This window comes from Roseibium sp. (assembly GCF_965232425.1).
Lineage (GTDB): Bacteria > Pseudomonadota > Alphaproteobacteria > Rhizobiales > Stappiaceae > Roseibium.
This window is the reverse complement of record NZ_OZ246971.1, coordinates 348690-366917: the sequence shown is the minus strand read 5'-3', so window position 1 is coordinate 366917 and position 18228 is coordinate 348690. Positions and strand designations below refer to the sequence as shown.

Genomic DNA, 18228 nt, shown 5'->3' with positions numbered 1-18228 from the left:
TCGCGAAAACTGCAAAAACATCGCCTTTCTTTCCCGGTAGTTGAAATATGCCGCCGGGGAATGCTTGATTGCGCGTAAAGAGCGTGGAATCTTGTCCGCTATCGTTTCAAGCTGCAACTATAACCCAAGAGGGGAGAGCGATATGTTCAAGTCCATGCGTGTGACGGCGCTTGCGGCTGCCTTGATGGCTGCCACATCTCTGACCGCGTTTGCCGAGGTGGTCTATCATCGTGGCAACACGGCCGATCCGGAAACACTGGATCAGCACAAGACGTCCACAACCTACGAAGCGCATATCCTGCGTGACCTCTATGAAGGCTTGGTGGCGTATGATGCCGCCGGCAAGGTCATTCCGGGCGTTGCGACCGACTGGACTATCTCCGACGACGGTACGGTCTATACCTTCACGCTGCGTGATGACGCCAAATGGTCGAACGGCGACCCGGTCGTTGCCGGCGACTTCGTCTATTCCCTGCAGCGCATCATGACCCCGGAGACAGGCGCGAAATACGCCAATATCCTCTACCCGATCAAGAATGCCGAAAAGGTCAACAAGGGCGAACTCGCACCGGAAGAAATCGGCGTGAAGGCCCTGGATGACAAGACGCTTGAGATTTCGCTTGAAGCACCGACACCCTACTTCATCGAGCAGCTGACGCACCAGACCGGGCTGCCCGTTCATCCGGCCACCGTTGAAGCGCACGGCACGGACTTCGTGAAGCCGGAGAATATTGTCACCAACGGTGCCTACGTGCTCGCGGAATTCATTCCGAATGCACACGTGAAGGCCGTCAAGAACCCGAACTTCCACGATGCGGCAAACGTGCAGATCGACACGGTTTTCTTCTATCCGACCGAAGATCGCGGTGCGGCCCTGCGCCGGTTCCAGGCAGGTGAACTGCACACCAACAACGATGCGCCCACCGAACAGGTTGCCTTCATGAAGGAGAACCTGGGCGATCAGTTCCGTGTCGCGCCCTATCTCGGCACCTATTATTACGCGCTCAACCACGAAGACGAGACGCTGAGCAGCCCCGAGGTTCGTCAGGCGCTGTCGATGGCTGTCGATCGCGAGTTCCTGGCGGATGAAATCTGGGGCTCCACCATGGTCGCCGGCTACTCGTTCGTACCGCCGGGCATCGGCAACTACGGCGAACCCGCTTTTGCCGACTACATGGATATGTCCCAGATCGATCGTGAAGAAAAGGCGATGGAGCTGTTGGAGAAAGCCGGTTTCGGACCGGACAATCCGGTGAAGCTCACGATCAACTACAACACGTCCGAGAACCACAAGAACACGGCCGTCGCAATTGCCGACATGTGGAAGCCGCTTGGCGTCGAAGTCTCCATGGTGAACACCGACACCAAGACGCACTACGCCATGCTGCGTGACCGTCAGGACTTCGATATCGCCCGTGCCGGCTGGATTGGCGACTATTCCGACCCGCAGAACTTCCTATTCATGGTCGAGAGCGACAACACCGGCTTCAACTACGCGCGCTACGAGAACCCCGAATACGATGCGCTGATGGATGAGGCCGCAGCGACGATCGATCTGGAGAAACGCGCGGAGATCCTCAAGCAGGCCGAAGAAATGTTCATGCGGGATCTGCCCTTCATTCCGCTGATGTACTACGGTTCCATGAACATGGTGTCCGACAAGGTGTCCGGATTTGAGGACAATCTCCTCAACGTTCACCCGACACGCTTCATGAGCATTTCCGAGTAACCGCAACACTGGAACCGGCAGGAGATTTCCTGCCGGTTCTTTGCAAAGGCGGCACCGGAAGACCGCCGGCACACCAACAGGGGCAGAGCTTATGCACCGCTACGTGCTCGGTCGATTGCTCAGCGCAATCCCGACCCTCTTTCTGATCGTTACAATTTCCTTTTTCCTCATCCGGATCGCGCCGGGCGGACCTTTTGACCTGGAACGTCCGCTCGAGGCAAAGGTGATGGAGAATCTGAACAAGATCTATCACCTCGACGAACCGCTGTGGAACCAGTACCTGCTCTACCTCAAGAGCATCGCGCAGCTGGATTTCGGACCGAGCTTCTACTTCCGTGATTTTTCGATCAACGAACTCTTCGCCCAGAGCCTGCCGATTTCGATCCAGCTCGGCTTGTCGGCCCTGTGCCTGGCACTGGTCGTCGGCGGAACGCTTGGTGTGATTGCAGCCCTGCGTCAGAACCAGGCGACCGACTACACGGTCATGGCCGCAGCGACCCTTGGCGTCACCATTCCGAATTTCGTCGTGGCGCCGATCCTTACGCTGATCCTGGGTGTCTGGCTGGGCTGGTTGCCGGTGGGCGGATGGAACGGAGGCGCGTTCGTGAACGTGATCCTGCCGGTCGTCACGCTTGCCTTGCCGCAGGTGGCCGTGGTCGCACGCCTGACCCGGGGGTCGATGATCGAGGCGCTCCGCTCCAATCACGTCCGTACGGCAAGAGCCTACGGCCTGACCGGATACATGGTGATCGTGGTTCACGCCCTGCGCGGCGCCATCCTCCCGGTCGTCTCCTATCTCGGGCCGGCAGCCGCCGCGCTCCTGACAGGCTCTGTCGTCATCGAAACCATATTCGGAATTCCGGGTATCGGCCGGTATTTCGTCCAGGGTGCGCTCAACCGCGACTATACGCTCGTGATGGGAACGGTCGTCGTCGTTGCCTGTTTCGTCATTCTCTTCAACCTCATCGTGGATCTGCTTTACGCATTGCTTGATCCGCGCGTGCGCTACGACTGAGGGGGCCGGCCATGACGATTACGGCAGATAACAACACGGTTCCCGAAAAAGGTCGCTCCCTGTGGGACGACGCTCGTGACCGCCTGCTGGCGAACCGGGCGGCCGTCGTGAGCATGGTCGTGCTCGCGGCGATTGCACTGTTGTCGATCCTCGGTCCGGTCCTGTCGCCGCACCAGTTCGATACGGTCTACCGGGACTACGTCAAGGTTCCAGCGAGCCTCGAGGCCTATCCGCGGCCGGAACAGGTCGAGCCGGCTTTCATGTCGGTGGCCAAGCGGGCCCGCATGACCGTGGAGAGCTACGAGCGGGAGGGAGATACGGTCGTTGCCAACGTGACCTCCAAACGCGAGATCGACCCGCGTGCCACGCGCTATTTCGACCGGAGCAACCTGTTTAAGGACACGCAGCTGACCGACCTTGCCGGCGACGGCCTTTCGGCAACGATACGCGCCGACATCAACTACATGCACTTTTATTTCGGCACGGATGCGAACGGCCGCGACATGATGACGAGAACCTTCATCGCCGGGCGCGTGTCCCTGACGATCGGGTTGCTGGCCACCGTGGTCGCCATTTCGATCGGTGTCATCTACGGCGCCACATCGGGTTACATGGGCGGGCGCGTCGACCAGATGATGATGCGCGTTGTCGACATCCTCTATTCGCTGCCCTTCATTTTCTTCGTCATCATGCTGGTGGTCTTTTTCGGCCGGAACTTCATCCTGATGTTCATCGCGGTCGGTGCGGTCGAGTGGCTTGACATGGCCCGCATCGTGCGCGGACAGACGCTGACGATCAAACGCCAGGAATACGTTCAGGCTGCCGAAGCCATGGGTGTCGACGACGGCGGTATCCTGCGCCGGCACGTCATCCCGAACACCCTGGGCCCGGTGGTGGTCTACATGACGCTGCTCGTGCCGAAAGTCATTCTTCTAGAGAGCTTCCTGTCGTTCCTGGGCCTCGGTATCCAGGAGCCGATGACGAGTTGGGGTGTCCTGATCTCCGAGGGCGCGCGCAACCTTCAGGGCGCGGCCTGGATGCTCATCTTCCCGTCCATCTTCCTGACATCGACCTTGTTCGCGCTGAATTTCATCGGCGACGGCCTGCGCGATGCGCTGGATCCGAAAGACCGGTGAGGAGAGCGGCATGAGCAACGAAACACAGAAAACCGTCCTCGCCATCCGGGACCTGAAAGTCGATTTCGAAACCGCGACCGGGACAGTGAACGCGGTGCGCGGCGTCGATATTCATGTCGAGGCCGGCGAGACAGTGGCGATTGTCGGGGAAAGCGGCTCGGGAAAAAGCCAGACCATGATGGCGGCCATGGGGCTTCTCGCCTCCAATGGCCGCACGCAGGGCGAGGTGATCTACGAAGGGCGCAACATTCTCGGTCTGTCTGTCGCGCAATTGAACAAGGTCCGCGGTGAGAAGATCACCATGATCTTTCAGGAACCGATGACATCGCTCGACCCGCTCTACACCATCGGCCGTCAGTTGTCCGAGCCCATGGTCGTTCACGGGGGCCTGTCCTGGAAGGCGGCAAGGGCGAAGGCGCTGGAGCTTCTGAAGCTGGTGAACATTCCAGAACCGGAGCGCAAGATCAAGGCGTATCCCTACGAGATGTCGGGCGGCCAGCGCCAGCGCGTCATGATCGCCATGGCGCTCGCCAATGACCCGGATGTCCTGATTGCCGACGAGCCGACCACGGCGCTTGATGTCACTACGCAGGCGCAGATCCTCGATCTGCTTCGCGATCTGCAGAAGCGTCTCGGGATGGCGGTCATCTTCATCACGCATGATCTGGGCATCGTCCGCCGGATCTCGGACCGGGTCTATGTGATGAAGACCGGTGACGTCGTCGAAAACGGCGACACGCAGAAGATCTTCACGCAGCCCGAGCATCCCTACACGAAGATGCTGCTGGATGCGGAACCGACCGGACACAAGCCGCCGGTGCCGGACAGCACCCCGGTTCTGCTGGAGGCACAGAAGGTCGAGGTGGAGTTTGAACTGGATTCCGGCTTCCTTCAGCCCAAACACGTGCTGCGGGCGGTCGACAACATCAGTTTTTCCCTGCGCAAGGGACAGACGCTCGGGATCGTCGGCGAAAGCGGTTCCGGCAAGTCGACGCTCGGACGTGCGATCCTGAACCTGTTGCCGGCCGGCGGGCGCGTTGTCTTTCACGGCAAGCAGATTTCCGGGCTGGACCGGAGCGCCATGCGCGCCCTGCGCAAGGACATGCAGCTGATTTTCCAAGACCCGTTCGGTTCGCTCAGTCCCCGGATGACCGTCGGCCAGATCATCTCCGAAGGTTTGCTCGTACATGAACCGTCACTCAGCGCACAGGACCGGGACAGGCGCGCCTGCCAGGCGCTGGAAGAAGTCTCTCTCGATCCGGTGATGCGGAACCGTTACCCGCACGAATTCTCGGGCGGTCAGCGTCAACGCATCGCGATTGCGCGCACGATGGTTCTGAAGCCGGAATTCGTGGTGCTGGACGAACCGACTTCGGCTCTTGACCGCACCATCCAGAAGCAGGTTGTCGAGCTACTGCGCGACCTGCAGACGGCACACGGACTGACCTACCTGTTCATTTCCCACGATCTTGCCGTTGTCAGGGCCCTGTCGGACACGGTCATGGTAATGCAGCGCGGCAAGGTGGTTGAAGCCGGTCCGGCGGACGCGATCTTCGAAGACCCGAAACAGGACTACACGAAGGAACTGGTCGGAGCCGCAATGCTGACCCAGAAGCACATGAGGGAAACGGCCTAGTGCGGTGAATTTGAAGTTCGCATCATTGCTGCAGCAGTCTGCGAAGCGAACTTCAAACTCAGGTGACTAGGGTCAGGACCCACCTCCCATGGATGAGGCCGTAGCCCGGGGCACAAGAAAAGTCCTAAAGGGATGCCGGGATGAGGTCGGGTTCGTGCTGCGCCTGCAGCTTGGCCGTATCCTGCCCGTAGAACTGCGGCGCCAGCAGGGTGACGCTTGAAAAGACATGCGATTTGAGCGCGCTGACAGCCGCATCAATGTCCCGGGCTTCAAGCGCGTCCAGGATACGGTTGTGCTTGACGATGTTCGGATGGGTCCAGGCATCGTCCGGTCTCGGCGTCGCCAGCGTGATCTTCTGGAGCATGACCAGGGTTCTGACCAGTATTGGTTCCAGCGCGGACATTCCTGCAAATCTGAAAATCTGCAAATGGAATTCCCGGTCGATCTCCGCGCAGCTATAGATATCCCTTTGGCTGCGCGCTTCCATGAACTGCCGGTCAAGGTCCCGCAGCTCCGCGACCTGCTCCGGCGTGATCACCTTGGCCGCTTCGGTAATGCCCGCCACCTCGGTATTGATTCTGAGCCGCAGGAGAAGGATCGCCTCGGCGACGGAAGGATCGGTCACGAAAGTGCCCTGGTATCCCTTCCGAACGACCAGACCGCATTCCTGCAGAAGCATAAGGGCTTCCCGGATGGTGCTCTGTGAACAGGCATATTCCTGTGCCAGGGACTGCTCCGTCATTGCGCTGTCCGACTTGAGCTCGCCGGTCAGAATGCGGCCCTTCAGGTCCTGAAAGACGGATTCCGATTTTCGGCCGCGCTTCTCGCCGAATGCGTCTTTCTCGTGCGAAGCATTGTTCGCAGCACTTCGAATGGTCACGTCGTTGCCCCCACACCGGCGTCGATTTCTTTTGTTGCATTGCCTCGAGGCCAAACACGGGATTGTTTTCAAGTGTCTCCCGCTCAGCCGAGTGTCTGCCACCTTTGCGCGCATGGTCAATGGGCCTCGGTGGTCAAATTTGCCGATAAGCGCGGCAAGCGCCGTCAATTTCGGTCCATGTGGACCTGCTTGTCCGTTTGCGGAGCGCCTGTCCAGGCATTTTCGCCGATCTCAACTGACAATTTCGCGAGCGGTAAAAGTACTGATGAAAACCGCGCAGCCCGCGACTCGGCGCCCGTTAGCCTTGACCGATTTGACGGTCTCGTCCGGCCTTCCGCAGATCGTCTCTGCTCACTCCGCCGATTTTTCAAGCATGGAGATCCAGTTTCGGTAGGCGATCTTTTCCAGCGTCGCATCGTCAAAACCCCGTTCGCGCAGCACGTCGAAGAGGGACGGCAGACCGGTCACGTCGCTCAGACCTTCGGGCGGCAGACAACCGTCGAAATCGGAACCGAGCCCCACGTGATCGGCGCCAAGATGGTCGACAAGACGGGCGACATGATCCGCGACGGTCTCAAGCGGCGTGTCCTTCTGGTGTTTTCCGTCCGGGCGCAGGAAGGCGACGTGGAAATTGACGCCGACCAGTCCTTCGCTTTCCCTGATGGCGTCCAGTTGCCTGTCCGTCAGGTTGCGGCTGCTTTCGCAAATGGCGTGAACGTTTGAATGGCTGGCGACGATCGGCCTGTCCGTGATACCCGCCAGATCCCAGAAGCCTTTTTCATTGAGATGGGAAACATCGAGCAGGATCCCGAGCTTGTTGCATTCCTGAACGAGCGCGCGTCCGGCGGATGTCAGCCCCGGACCTGTGTCGGGAGAGGCCGGAAAGGCCATCGGTACGCCGGAGCCAAAGGCATTTTCCCGGCTCCACACCAGCCCGAGCGACCGAAGCCCGCGATTGTAGAGGTCTTCAAGAGCCAGAAAGCCGGTGTCGATCGCCTCGGCGCCTTCGATATGGAGGCTGATGGCCAATTTGCCGGCCTCGACGGCCGCCAGGTTCTCTTCCGCGGACCTGCAGATCACGACATCACCCTGGGACGCGGCCTCGATCTGTTCGGCACGCTCCAGCATCCGCATCGTGAAGTCGAGGGCCTGCTTCTGGGGAACTTCCTGAAAATTGACGGGATCGTTGGGATTGAAGGGCTTGGAGAAGTCCTGGTCCGGGTTCGAGGGGACGAACATGGCGAACAGGCCGCCGGAAAATCCGGCCTCCTTGGCGCGCACGGCGTCGATATGCCCTCTTTCCGAGCGGTCGAAGAAACTGCGCTCGGTCCCCTTGATCGCGTCTATCTCCAGTTTGAGCAGCGTATCGTTATGGCCGTCGAAAACCGGGAACCGGCGCGGTGAAGTCTCGTTTTGCACGAAGTGTCCTTGAAGTTGCTGGCAGGCCGAAAGGCGGAAGGGAAATGGAATCTTCAGATATCAATCTAGTCAATCAGACGCGGATTGTAAGGCTCCCGGGTCAGGACCTGTTCATTTGAATGAACCGGCGGGGATGAATGAGTATTGAATCTGGAGCGAATGTGACTTGAAACTCGTGCAAAGCTGGCCCAAGAAGGGGGCCGGTTTGTTGATATGTTACGCGGCGCGCGCGCCGTTGGTGAACGAGGATACGGAATTGGTGGAAAGACCTGGGTTGTCACGCCGCTCGATCCTGACGGGAAGCCTGCTCCTGGCTGGCGGGGCGCTTGCCGGTTGTCAAACGGCTGTCGGGCTGCCCGATCAGGCGGAGCTGCCTGACGAGGATTTCGACTACGCATCTGCCTATGCGGCGCTGCCGGACGGCGATTTCACCTGGCCGGCGATCAACTACAAGAATTTCGACGAGAGCTACTTGCGCCAGGTCGTGGAGTACAAGACCCGTGAAATGCCGGGAACGATCATCGTCGACCCTTACAACAACTACCTCTACTGGACACTCGGCAACAAGAAGGCGTTACGCTACGGGATCGGTGTCGGCCGCGCAGGCTTCGACTGGTCCGGCGAGGCCCTTGTGCGCGTCAAGCGCGAGCACCCGATCTGGCGCCCTCCACGCGAGATGATCGCGCGCAAGCCGTCACTCGAACGCTATTGGGAAAAGGGCTATCCGCCGGGGCTCAAGAACCCGCTGGGAGCCCGCGCGATGGATCTCTGGCAGGGACCGGTCGATACGCTCTACCGTATCCATGGCACTAACCAACCGTCTTCGATCGGCAAGAGCGTTTCCTCGGGATGCATCCGGATGTGGCAGCAGGACGTGATCGACCTGTTCAACCGCGTGCCGCTGAGGACCAAGGTCGTGGTCCTGAGTGAGGACCCGAACGCGGACGCGGCCTAGGCCCTATTCTCAGGTCAGCGCGACATCGTGCAGAACGGCGCCGAAGTGGCAGACCGCTGCGGCGAGCACGAAGGCATGCCAGATCGCGTTCTGGAACGGCAGCCGTTTCCAGGCGTAGAAGACGGTGCCAATTGTGTAGAGCAGACCGCCGGCCAGGATCATGCAAAGCCCGAACATGGACGCGCGTTCAATCAGGGGATTGGCCGCGAAGACAACCACCCAGCCGAGACCGAGATAGATCGGCACGGAGAGTTTCTCCGCCTTTGAAAGGCGCACCAGTTTCAGGATCGCGCCCGTGATGGCGCCGGTCCACACCGTCGCCAGCAGGATGCCGCCGGTCCAGCCGCCAATGATGACCGCGGCAAGCGGCGTATAGGTGCCGGCGATCATGAGGAAGATCGCGGCATGGTCCAGCCGCCGAAGGATGCCGGATTTGTGGTCCTTGGCGAGCATGTTGTAGAGCGCGGAGCAGATCAGCATTGCCATCAGGCAGGCGGCATAGATCATCACCGTGACCTGGCGGGTGGGGTCATCGTTGTGCCAGAGCGTGACCGCAAGGATGACGGTCGCGGTCAGGCCGAGGCAGATGCCGATCACATGGATTGCACCGTCGGCGATCAGCTCTGCGAGGCTCTGCGGTCTGAACTCCGTCATCCGGGCGGTCTCCGATCACTTGGCGTCATCATGTTCCAGCGCAATCGAGCTGTAGGCGCAGGAGAGGGCGAGCAGAACGCCCATGGTCACGAAGATCGACGTGAAATCCGCTCCCATGGCAAGGAGGACACTGCCGAGGGTCACGCCGAGCGTTCCGCCGACGAGGCGTGCCGTGATGATCAATCCGCTGACTTCGCCCTGCTTGTCCCGCGGCACGGAATTGGCGGTGATGCGCCCGGTCGGGATCATCGCAACGGGGAGGAAAATGCCCCACAGGAGCAGTGCCGGTGCCAGCAGCCAGTAATTGTCCAGGAGCATCATGAGGCCGATGAGGATCGTTGAAACGGACAGAAGCGCCATGGCGACAAGCACCGGTTTGCGGGAGCCGTACTTGTCGGAGAACTTGCCCGCAGGCGCGGCGAGGATCGGCATGGGCAGCACTGCGATCACCGTTCCGATGCCAGCCCAAAGCGCGCTGTAGGACATTTCGAGCTGCAGAAAATGCGGCACGTAGATCGCAACCACGATCTTGCTCATCTGGGTCAGGAGAATAATCAGCGTGCTGGCGTGAAACGGCGGCAGCTTGAACAGCCGCACGTCGATCAGCGGCTTGTCGTCCTTCGCTTCGAAATAGATGAAAATGCCGAGGAACGCGATGCCGCCGAGAATGGTCGGGATGATGACGGGCGAGACCCAGCCGAAATCCGGACCTTCCATCAATCCGAAGATGAGCGCTGTCAGGCCGATGAGCAGCAGAACCAGGCCAATGGGATCGACGACCGGTCGCGGCCGCGGGTGCTCCGGATTGCGCCACAGGATGCAGGCGAGGGCGCTTCCGGCCGCAACGATCGGGACATTGATCCAGAAGACCCATCTCCACGACAGGAAGTCCGTCAGAATGCCGCCGACCAGCGGTCCGGCGGCAAGGAAAATGGTCGCCATTGCCGCAAGTGTGCCGATGGCCCGGCCGCGTTCGTTCTCGTCGAAGGTCAGGGTTGCGGCGGCAAGCGTCATCGGAAACATCACTGCGGCGCAAAGTCCCTGGACGACGCGCATGGAAATCAGCATGGCGATGCTGTCGGCGAAACCGGCAACAAGACTTGCAACGGCGAAGATCACGCTGCAGACAATGAGGGTCGGCCGGAACCCGAAGAGATCGATCGCCTTGCCGCCGACGGCCGCAAAGCAGGTGAATGCCAGCATGTAGGCGTTGATGATCCAGTGTGTCGTGGTCGCCGAAAGATGAAAATGCTCGCGAATGGCGGGGAGCGACACGCCGAGAACCGTTTCGTCCAGCATCACCAGACCGCCGAGGCAGCCCACCGCCAGGACCAGGCCGCGCTTGCGCTCCTTTTCGGCTAGGGCCATGTAACAATCGTCTCCCTGTCGTTCGCAATCATCTTTTACAAAAACGTTTCCCGCAGCTTAGGTCAGCATCGGGAGCGGCGCAAAGCAGTTTCTTGGCATCGGCCTCAGCCGGCTGGCGCGCCTCCGCCGAAACCGAGCGTCGACAGGGCCCGGTCGGACCGCCGGCTCCAGGACACCAGCGCGTCGGAAAGCCGGGCCGCCGGGCCGTCATCGGGGTCGGAGCTGCGCCTGACGCACCACCAGTCGAGCGAGATGCCTTCCTCCGCGATCGGACGCGCGACCAGCGTACCGTCGGCCAGTTCCGGTTCGATGGCCCATTGGCTGAAGATGGCGACGCCGAAATTGGCCCGCACAAGGTCGATGACGGCTTCCGGGGTCGGCATCGCGGTCATCCGCCGGAACGGCTCGACCGGTGCGCCCAGCAGCGCGGTCCAGTCAAATCCCGGTTCCGCCGTCAGCGGATAGACGAAGAAGCGCTCATCGCCCATGTTGATGCTGTTGACCACGGGCTCGCCGGCCAGCGGATGATTGGCCGACATGACGGCGACGATCGGATCGGGCCCCAGCTTCGAAGACGTGAACTGGCCCTGCGCGGGCGCGCGGCCGAAGACAAGCGAGACATCGACCGACCCGTCGATGAGGGAGGCAAGCGGCCGCGCCGTCGCGTTTCCCGACAGATCCACCGTGAGGCGCCGGTCTTCCCGTTCAAGATAGTCGAGAAAGGCCGGCAGCCAGTGGTAGCGGCTGTAGGTTGCCTGGCCCAGCCGGACCAGCAGACGCTTTTCCTGCGCGGAGGCTTCGATGTCCTGTTCCAGCCGGAAAAGCTCGGCCAGAAAGCTGTCCCCCAGCCGCCTGAGGCGTTCGCCTTCCGGTGTCAGCTGCAGCCCGGCATCTCCCCGTTGAACCAGGGACACTCCGATCCTGCGTTCCGCTTCGCGCAACCTGTGCGAGGCGGCTGACTGGGTGATGCCGAGGCGCGACGCGGAAACGGTCATGCTGCCGGTCTCACTGAGGGCGGCAAGCAGGGTGAGGTGATGAATGGCAAGTTTCGGTATCATTCACCCATGAAATCATTTCATGAAGAGAATGAAAACTAAGAATTTTATTTATGTGCAAAGGCGCGCTATCGAAGAAACATGTCAGTCTTCACCGTGCCCCGTTTCGAACTCACGCCCGCCGCCGCCACGCTTGTCATTGTCGTGACGGCGGTCGGCTTCGGTCTCGTGCCCGTCTTCGTGCGCGAACTGCAGGGGCTGGGCACAGGTCCGGCGACCATCGCACTCTACAGATACGCCATTTCGGTGCTGGTCCTGCTGCCGTTCCTGCCGCGAGAACGGCACAAACGCGGCAAGGCGCTGCTGCTTGCGGGCGCCGGGGCGGTCGTCGGGCTCAGCGTCATCGGCTATCTGGAGGCGATCAGCAAGGCGCCGCTTGCCGCCGTCGGTGTCGTTTACATGTCCTATCCGGCCTTCGCGGCCCTGTTCGCACTGGTCCTTCTGCGGCAGGCTCTCACCTGGAGAACCTTCGCGGCGATCGGCCTTGTGCTTGGCGCAGCAGCTCTTCTCCTGGACCCGGCAACGCTGTCGCCCGAGGCGCTTTCGGCCCTCATCTGGGCCATTCCCGCGCCGATCGCCTTCGGCTTCCTGATTGTCGTCCTGAGCGGCATGGGCGGCGATCTCAATCCGATGGAACGCGCCGTCTGCACCCTGATCGGAGCCATTGCAGGCCTTTTGCCGCTTGCCCTCTTCGAGGGCGGTGGCTCGGTCTTGCCGTCCTCCTTCAACGAACTCTGGCTGATCGTTCTGATGGGCCTCGTTACCGCGCTGATCCCGCAGATCATGTACACGATCGCCTGTCAGAAGATCGGGCCGATCAGAACCGCGGCTGCGGGCAGTTTCGAGTTGCCGACCATGTTCCTGATCGGCTGGCTGATTTTCGGCGAGGCCTTCGGGCTGGTGGAACTTGTCTGCGCGGTGCTTGTGCTCTCCGCCATCCTCGTTGCGCCCGCACCCGCTCCGGCCCCTGAGCCGGCAGGCAAACGGCAGGCGATCCAGGCCGGCTAATTTATCCCAATAAAAAGTATCTTGATATAAAGATAAAAAGTGACTATCTCCTGCGCGACCCGTTTAAATACCAACCTTCATAGATAGAACCCATTTCATGGCATCAAACCGGTCCACTCGGCCAGGCGTGGTGCGCAGCGCGATGCCGGCGCATCGGGCAAGCGCCGCAACGCAGCCGATGGCCGGTTTCATGCCACCGGAGGCCGGGTTCTTTTGCCCCAATGCTGCGTTGCGATTTGCTTGAAGTGCCGGCACTAGCGCGCAAACCGCGCCTTGCCTTGTGGCAAAATAATCCCGGTGAAATGGGTTTCTATCTATGACGGTTGGTATGAGAAGCCCGGAAGCGTTTTGGAGAGAAGACTGATGACTGCCCGCAATCCCGACCACCCCGTTCACGACCTCATTGTCAACCGCTGGTCACCCCGGTCCTTCGACCGGTCCGAGATGCCGGACGCGGATCTGAAAACGATCCTGGAAGCCGCGCGCTGGGCCCCGTCCGCCTTCAACATCCAGCCCTGGCGCTTTGTTTACGCCCGGCGCGGCGGGGAGGGCTGGGACACGCTTCTCAACCTCCTGAACCCGTTCAATCTCGACTGGGCGCAGCATGCCTCCGCGCTGCTGTTCCTGTTCTCCGACACGGAAGTCGACGGCAAGGACGGCAAACCCAGCCGGAAGAGCGGCACCCATTCCTTCGATGCCGGTGCTGCTTGGGCCAATGCGGCCCTGCAGGCAACCGAAATGGGCTATCACACCCACGCCATGGCCGGGATCAAACGCGACGAAATCCACGATCAGCTCGGCGTCCCGCCCCGCTTCAAGGCCGAAATCGCCATCGCCATCGGCAAGCGCAGCCGGGTCGAGGACCTGCCGGAAACCTTACGCGCCCGCGAGGTCCCAAGCGCCCGCAAGCCGCTGGGCGAGATCGCGTTTGAGGGGAGGTGGGGGTAAGACCGAGGCTGTAGTTCGGGAACGGTAAGGGGCGAGTTCGGCAATCCGGCTCTCGCCCTTCTTGCTTTCATCGTTCATTTGCCATTAGGCAGCAGGCTCCAATCAAGCCCCCGACCCGGCCTTCACATCCTCGCCCGTTTCCGCCGGCTTGCGGCCGAACTTCTCCCGGATCCGCTGAACCACCACGTAGAGAACCGGGATCATCAGCAGGCCGATGGTGCTGTCGAGGATCATGCCGGCGAAGACCGGCAGGCCGATGGAGACGCGGCTGGCGGAGCCGGCGCCGGAGGCGAACACCAGCGGCAGCACGCCGACGATGAAGCAGAGGCCCGTCATGGTCACCGGGCGGAACCGGGTATGGGCGGCGCTGATCGCGGCATCGACGATGCTCATGCCCTCGTCGCGGCAGTTGCGTGAGAACTCGACCAGCATGATCGCCTTCTTGGCGGCGAGACCGATCAGGAGCACCATGCCGATCTGGGCATAGATGTTGTTGTTGAGGACGTCGATCAGGTAGAGCGGGATCATCGCCCCGCAGACCGCGAAGACGGCGGACAGCATCACCGCAATCGGCAGCAGCCAGCTTTCATATTGGGCCACCAGGCAGAGATAGGCGAACAGGAAGGCCAGCAGGAAAATGTAGATGACGTAGGAGCCTGCCTCGATTTCCTGAAGCGACATGCCGGTCCACTCGATGGAATACCCGTCCGGCAGGACTTCCGCAGCCGCCTTCTCGAACGCCTTGATGCCGTCGCCGGTGCTGTGGCCGGTGCTGGTCAGGCCCTGAACGGCGGCCGAGCGGGCCATGTCGTAGCGCGTGACGCTCTGCGGCCCGACGACCGGCGTGAGGCTGACCAGCGTGCTGAGCGGGATCATGTCGCCGGAGGATCCGCGCACATAGATGTTGCCGACATCGTCCAGCGTCTGCCGGTATTCGGAATCGGACGCAAGGATCACCCAGAAAATCTTGCTGTCCAGAATGAAGTTGTTGACGTAGTAGGAGCCGAGATTGGCCTGCAGCGCGGTGAAGATGTCGCTGATATTGACCCCGAGCGCTTCCGCCTTGTCCCGGTCGAGATCGACCTCGTATTGCGGCGTGTTGGCCGAGAGCGAGCTGAACACCTGCCGGAACACCGGATCCCGGTTGGCGGCGGATAAAACCGAGTTCGTCACCGCGCCGAGGTCCACGACACTCGCCCCCGCATCGTCCTGGATCTGCGCGGCGATGCCGCCGGAGATGCCGAGGCCGTCAATCGGCGGCAGCGGGAATACGAAGGAAATCGCGCCTTCGAAGGCTGACAGCTTTTCGTTCAGCGTCCCGAGGATGTTGTACCACAGCGTCGCCTTGGTCTTGCGCTCGTCCCAGGGGGCAAGGATCGGGATCAGGGTCACGTAGTTCGACCCTTCGCCGGCGATGATGCTGAAGCCGGTGACCGAGATGACGTCGCTCACGCCTTCCACTTCGAGCATGGCCTTGGTCATTTCCTTGGCCAGCGCATCGGAGCGCTGCAGGGACGCCCCGTCCGGCAGCTGGACATTGGCAAAGAGCACGCCCTTGTCTTCAAGCGGTATGAAGCCGGTTGCCGTTTCGCGGAACATGAAAACCGTTGCGGCAATCGCGCCAACCAGAATGAGCAGCGAAAGAAATGCGTGCCGGATCATGCGTCGGACCAGCCAGACATAGCCGTCGCGCACCTTGTCGACGAAAGTGCCGAAGAAGCCCAGGATACGCGGCGGTTTGGTGTCCGAGCGGCGCAGCAGCATGGAACACAGGACGGGGGACAGCGTCAGCGCGTTGACGGCCGACAGGCAGAACGCGACGGTGATGGTCAGCGCGAATTGCAGGTAGATCTGCCCGGTGATGCCGGGAAAGAAACAGACCGGTACGAACACCGCCAGCAGCACGAAGGTGGTCGCGACGATCGGGCTGGTGACCTGGCTCATGGCCTTCAGGGTCGCCTCGCGCGGCGCAAGACCCTCTTCGCTCATGATGCGTTCGGTGTTCTCGATGATGACGATGGCATCGTCGACCACGAGCGTGATCGCCAGGACGATGCCGAACAGGGTGATGAGGTTGGCCGAGAAGCCGATCAGGTAGAGGATCGCGAGCGTTCCCAGCAGCGAAACGGGAATGGCAACGGCCGGAATGATGACCGCGCGCCAGTTCATCAGGAACATGAACACGACGAACACCACGAGCGCCGTGGTCATTGCCAGGGTCGTCAGGATCTCCTCGATCGAGGCCTTCACAGCCTTGGTGATGTCGTAGAGAAGCTCGTAGTCGACGCCTTCCGGGAAACCCGCCTTCATCTTTTCCAGTTCGGCGGCAACGGCAGTCGCCACGTCGAGCGCGTTGGCCCCCGGGCTCTGGTAGATCGCGATGGAGGTGGCCGGCTTGTTGTTGAGCGCCGAATAGGCCGAATAGGAACTGGAGCCGAGTTCCACCCGGGCCACGTCGCGCAGCCGCACCAGCTGTCCCGAGGCGTCGCCCGAAACGACGATATCGCCGAACTGCTCGGTCGTCTCCAGAAGCCCCTGGGATTTCAGCGTGAACTGCAGGTCGGTCGGACCTGCGAACGGCGCGCCGCCGATCTGGCCGGCGGTCGCCTCCGTGTTCTGGGCCTGGATCGCGTTGGAAAGGTCGGCGGCCGTCAGATTGAGCGCGGACATCTGGTCCGGGTTCATCCACACCCGCATGCTGTAGTCCAGCGGGCCGAACTGGGAGACGCTGCCGACGCCGGGCAGGCGCGACAGGCGGTCCTGCATGTTGATCGTCGCGTAGTTGCTCAGGAAGATGGCGTCGCGGCTCTCGTCCGGGGAGACGAGGTTGATCACCTGAAGCATGTTGGCGGACTGCTTCTGCGTGGCAACGCCGAGGGTCTTGACCGCTGTCGGCAATGTCGGCTCCGCCAGCGCGACCCGGTTCTGGACGTTCACCGCGGCGATATCCGGGTCCGTGCCGACCTCGAACGTGATCGTGAGCTGGTAGGTGCCGGCATTGGAGCTTGTCGAGGACATGTAGATCATGTCGTCGACGCCGTTGACCTGTTCCTCGATCGGGATCGCCACCGATTTTTCGATCAGTTCGGAATCGGCCCCCGGATACTGGGCGTTCACCACCACCTGCGGCGGGGTGACATCAGGATATTCCGCAATCGGGATCAGGATGATGGCGATCACCCCGATCAGCGAGGCGATCAGGGACAGAACCAGCGCGAAATTCGGACGGTCGATGAAGAATCTGGACAGCATGATCGATCGTCTCTTTTAGCTTTTGGCTTCGACGGGATCGACGGTCATGTCCGGACCGATCCGCTGCAGACCTGAGACGACAACCTGTTCACCGTCCTTGAGGCCGGACGTGACTTCCCAGAGCGTGCCGGACTGGCGGCCCAGAACCACGTCCCGGCGCTCCACCTTGTTGTCCGGGCCGACGACGTACACATAGTGGCCCTTGGAATCGAGTTGGATCGCCGGTTGCGGGATCGCCGCCACCGCCGTCTGGTTCTTGCTGTCGACCGTGACATTGACGAACTGTCCGGGGATCAGGATGTTTTTCGGATTGTCGAACGTCGCGCGCAGCTCGATGGAATCGCTGCCTTCCTCGACCGACGTCCCCACATAGGTGATCTTTCCGTCACTGGGATATTTTGTGCCATCGGTCAGGGTCAGGCCGACCTGAAGGGTCGAGGAGTCGTTGCCGATGAGACCGGCTTCGCGGTCCTTGATCAGGTCCTTTTCACCCATGTAGAAGCTGACATAGATCGGATCGACGCTCGTGACAGTCGCGAGCGTTCCGGTGTTGGAATCCACCAGATTGCCGACATTCACGTTGGTCTTGCTGATGCGTCCGTCGATCGGGCTGTTGATGTCGGTGTAGCTGAGATTGATGTCCGCGGTCTCAAGGTTGGCCTGCGCCTCGTCGACATTGGCCTGATCGACGTCCATGGTCGCCTTGGCGCTGTCATAGGTGGCCTGGGAAACATCGCCCTTGGCGAGCAGCTGGCGCTGGCGCTCCAGCTCGATCTGGGAATTCTTCAGCGTCGCCTGCGCGCCTTCGAGCGTCGCCTTGGACTGGTCTACGCTTGCCTGGTAGAGATCCTTCTCGATGACGTAGAGCAGGTCTCCCTGCTTGACGAAACCGCCTTCGGTGAACTTGCGCTCCGTGAGGTAACCTTCCACCCGCGCGACGATATCGACTGTCTTGGTCGCCTCGACCCGTCCGACATAGCGCGAACTGTTGTTCGGCGTGATCATCTGAACCTTCGCGACCGTGACTTTCTGCGCGGCGGAGCCGCTCTCCTGCGCGGCGGCCGGAAGCGCGCCTGCAAGCGCAACAGCCATCCCCAACATCACCTTCGCAGCTTTCATGACGCCTCCTGCCGAAGTCTTGTCTTCTGTCGTTTGAAGGCATCATAACCGGAA

General features: G+C 61.1%; 14 protein-coding genes. 7 read left to right on the top strand and 7 right to left on the bottom strand.

Features of this window, described 5'->3' with window-relative positions; translation table 11 throughout:
- Positions 1-142 precede the first annotated feature (142 nt).
- The 4 genes from ACO08A_RS01765 (at position 143) to ACO08A_RS01750 (ending at position 5516) form a co-directional block, all read left to right on the top strand.
- Complete coding sequence (locus ACO08A_RS01765; protein ID WP_422039556.1) at positions 143-1729, top strand: peptide ABC transporter substrate-binding protein; 1587 nt, start codon at positions 143-145, stop codon at positions 1727-1729.
- Between the two features lie 91 nt (positions 1730-1820).
- The gene (oppB, locus tag ACO08A_RS01760; RefSeq protein ID WP_319386515.1) at positions 1821-2744 is read left to right on the top strand and encodes an oligopeptide ABC transporter permease OppB; all 924 of its coding nucleotides are present in this window, start codon (positions 1821-1823) and stop codon (positions 2742-2744) included.
- Between the two features lie 11 nt (positions 2745-2755).
- Positions 2756-3880 carry an ABC transporter permease subunit gene (locus ACO08A_RS01755; protein WP_422039555.1) on the top strand — a complete coding sequence of 375 codons (1125 nt, stop codon included), beginning with the start codon at positions 2756-2758 and terminating at the stop codon, positions 3878-3880.
- 10 nt (positions 3881-3890) lie between these two features.
- A complete protein-coding gene (locus ACO08A_RS01750; protein WP_422039554.1) occupies positions 3891-5516 on the top strand; it encodes an ABC transporter ATP-binding protein in 1626 nt (541 codons plus the stop codon).
- A gap of 124 nt (positions 5517-5640) precedes the next feature.
- Here the strand turns inward: ACO08A_RS01750 and ACO08A_RS01745 are convergent, their stop codons facing one another.
- On the bottom strand, positions 5641-6396 hold the full coding sequence (locus ACO08A_RS01745; RefSeq protein WP_422039553.1) for a GntR family transcriptional regulator: 756 nt from the start codon (positions 6394-6396) through the stop codon (positions 5641-5643).
- Between the two features lie 351 nt (positions 6397-6747).
- Positions 6748-7815, bottom strand: a complete 1068-nt coding sequence (locus ACO08A_RS01740; RefSeq protein WP_422039552.1) for a dipeptidase — start codon at positions 7813-7815, stop codon at positions 6748-6750.
- A gap of 256 nt (positions 7816-8071) precedes the next feature.
- Between ACO08A_RS01740 and ACO08A_RS01735 the strand changes: the two genes are divergently transcribed.
- Entirely contained in the window at positions 8072-8770 is a 699-nt protein-coding gene (locus tag ACO08A_RS01735) for a L,D-transpeptidase (RefSeq protein WP_422039551.1), read from the top strand.
- Between the two features lie 9 nt (positions 8771-8779).
- Here the strand turns inward: ACO08A_RS01735 and trhA are convergent, their stop codons facing one another.
- From trhA to ACO08A_RS01720, 3 genes are all read right to left on the bottom strand, one after another.
- Entirely contained in the window at positions 8780-9424 is a 645-nt protein-coding gene (gene trhA / locus ACO08A_RS01730; RefSeq protein WP_421982066.1) for a PAQR family membrane homeostasis protein TrhA, read from the bottom strand.
- Positions 9425-9439: 15 nt separating this feature from the next.
- A complete protein-coding gene (locus ACO08A_RS01725; RefSeq protein WP_422039550.1) occupies positions 9440-10792 on the bottom strand; it encodes an MFS transporter in 1353 nt (450 codons plus the stop codon).
- Positions 10793-10896: 104 nt separating this feature from the next.
- The gene (locus tag ACO08A_RS01720) at positions 10897-11850 is read right to left on the bottom strand and encodes a LysR family transcriptional regulator (protein WP_422039549.1); all 954 of its coding nucleotides are present in this window, start codon (positions 11848-11850) and stop codon (positions 10897-10899) included.
- 78 nt (positions 11851-11928) lie between these two features.
- Between ACO08A_RS01720 and ACO08A_RS01715 the strand changes: the two genes are divergently transcribed.
- The gene (locus tag ACO08A_RS01715; protein WP_422039548.1) at positions 11929-12855 is read left to right on the top strand and encodes a DMT family transporter; all 927 of its coding nucleotides are present in this window, start codon (positions 11929-11931) and stop codon (positions 12853-12855) included.
- A 363-nt stretch (positions 12856-13218) separates the two neighbouring features.
- On the top strand, positions 13219-13803 hold the full coding sequence (locus ACO08A_RS01710; protein ID WP_422039547.1) for a nitroreductase family protein: 585 nt from the start codon (positions 13219-13221) through the stop codon (positions 13801-13803).
- Between the two features lie 102 nt (positions 13804-13905).
- Here the strand turns inward: ACO08A_RS01710 and ACO08A_RS01705 are convergent, their stop codons facing one another.
- Both ACO08A_RS01705 and ACO08A_RS01700 read right to left on the bottom strand, forming a co-directional pair.
- The gene (locus ACO08A_RS01705) at positions 13906-17055 is read right to left on the bottom strand and encodes an efflux RND transporter permease subunit (RefSeq protein ID WP_422039546.1); all 3150 of its coding nucleotides are present in this window, start codon (positions 17053-17055) and stop codon (positions 13906-13908) included.
- A 15-nt stretch (positions 17056-17070) separates the two neighbouring features.
- The gene (locus tag ACO08A_RS01700) at positions 17071-18174 is read right to left on the bottom strand and encodes an efflux RND transporter periplasmic adaptor subunit (RefSeq protein WP_422039545.1); all 1104 of its coding nucleotides are present in this window, start codon (positions 18172-18174) and stop codon (positions 17071-17073) included.
- Positions 18175-18228 lie beyond the last annotated feature (54 nt).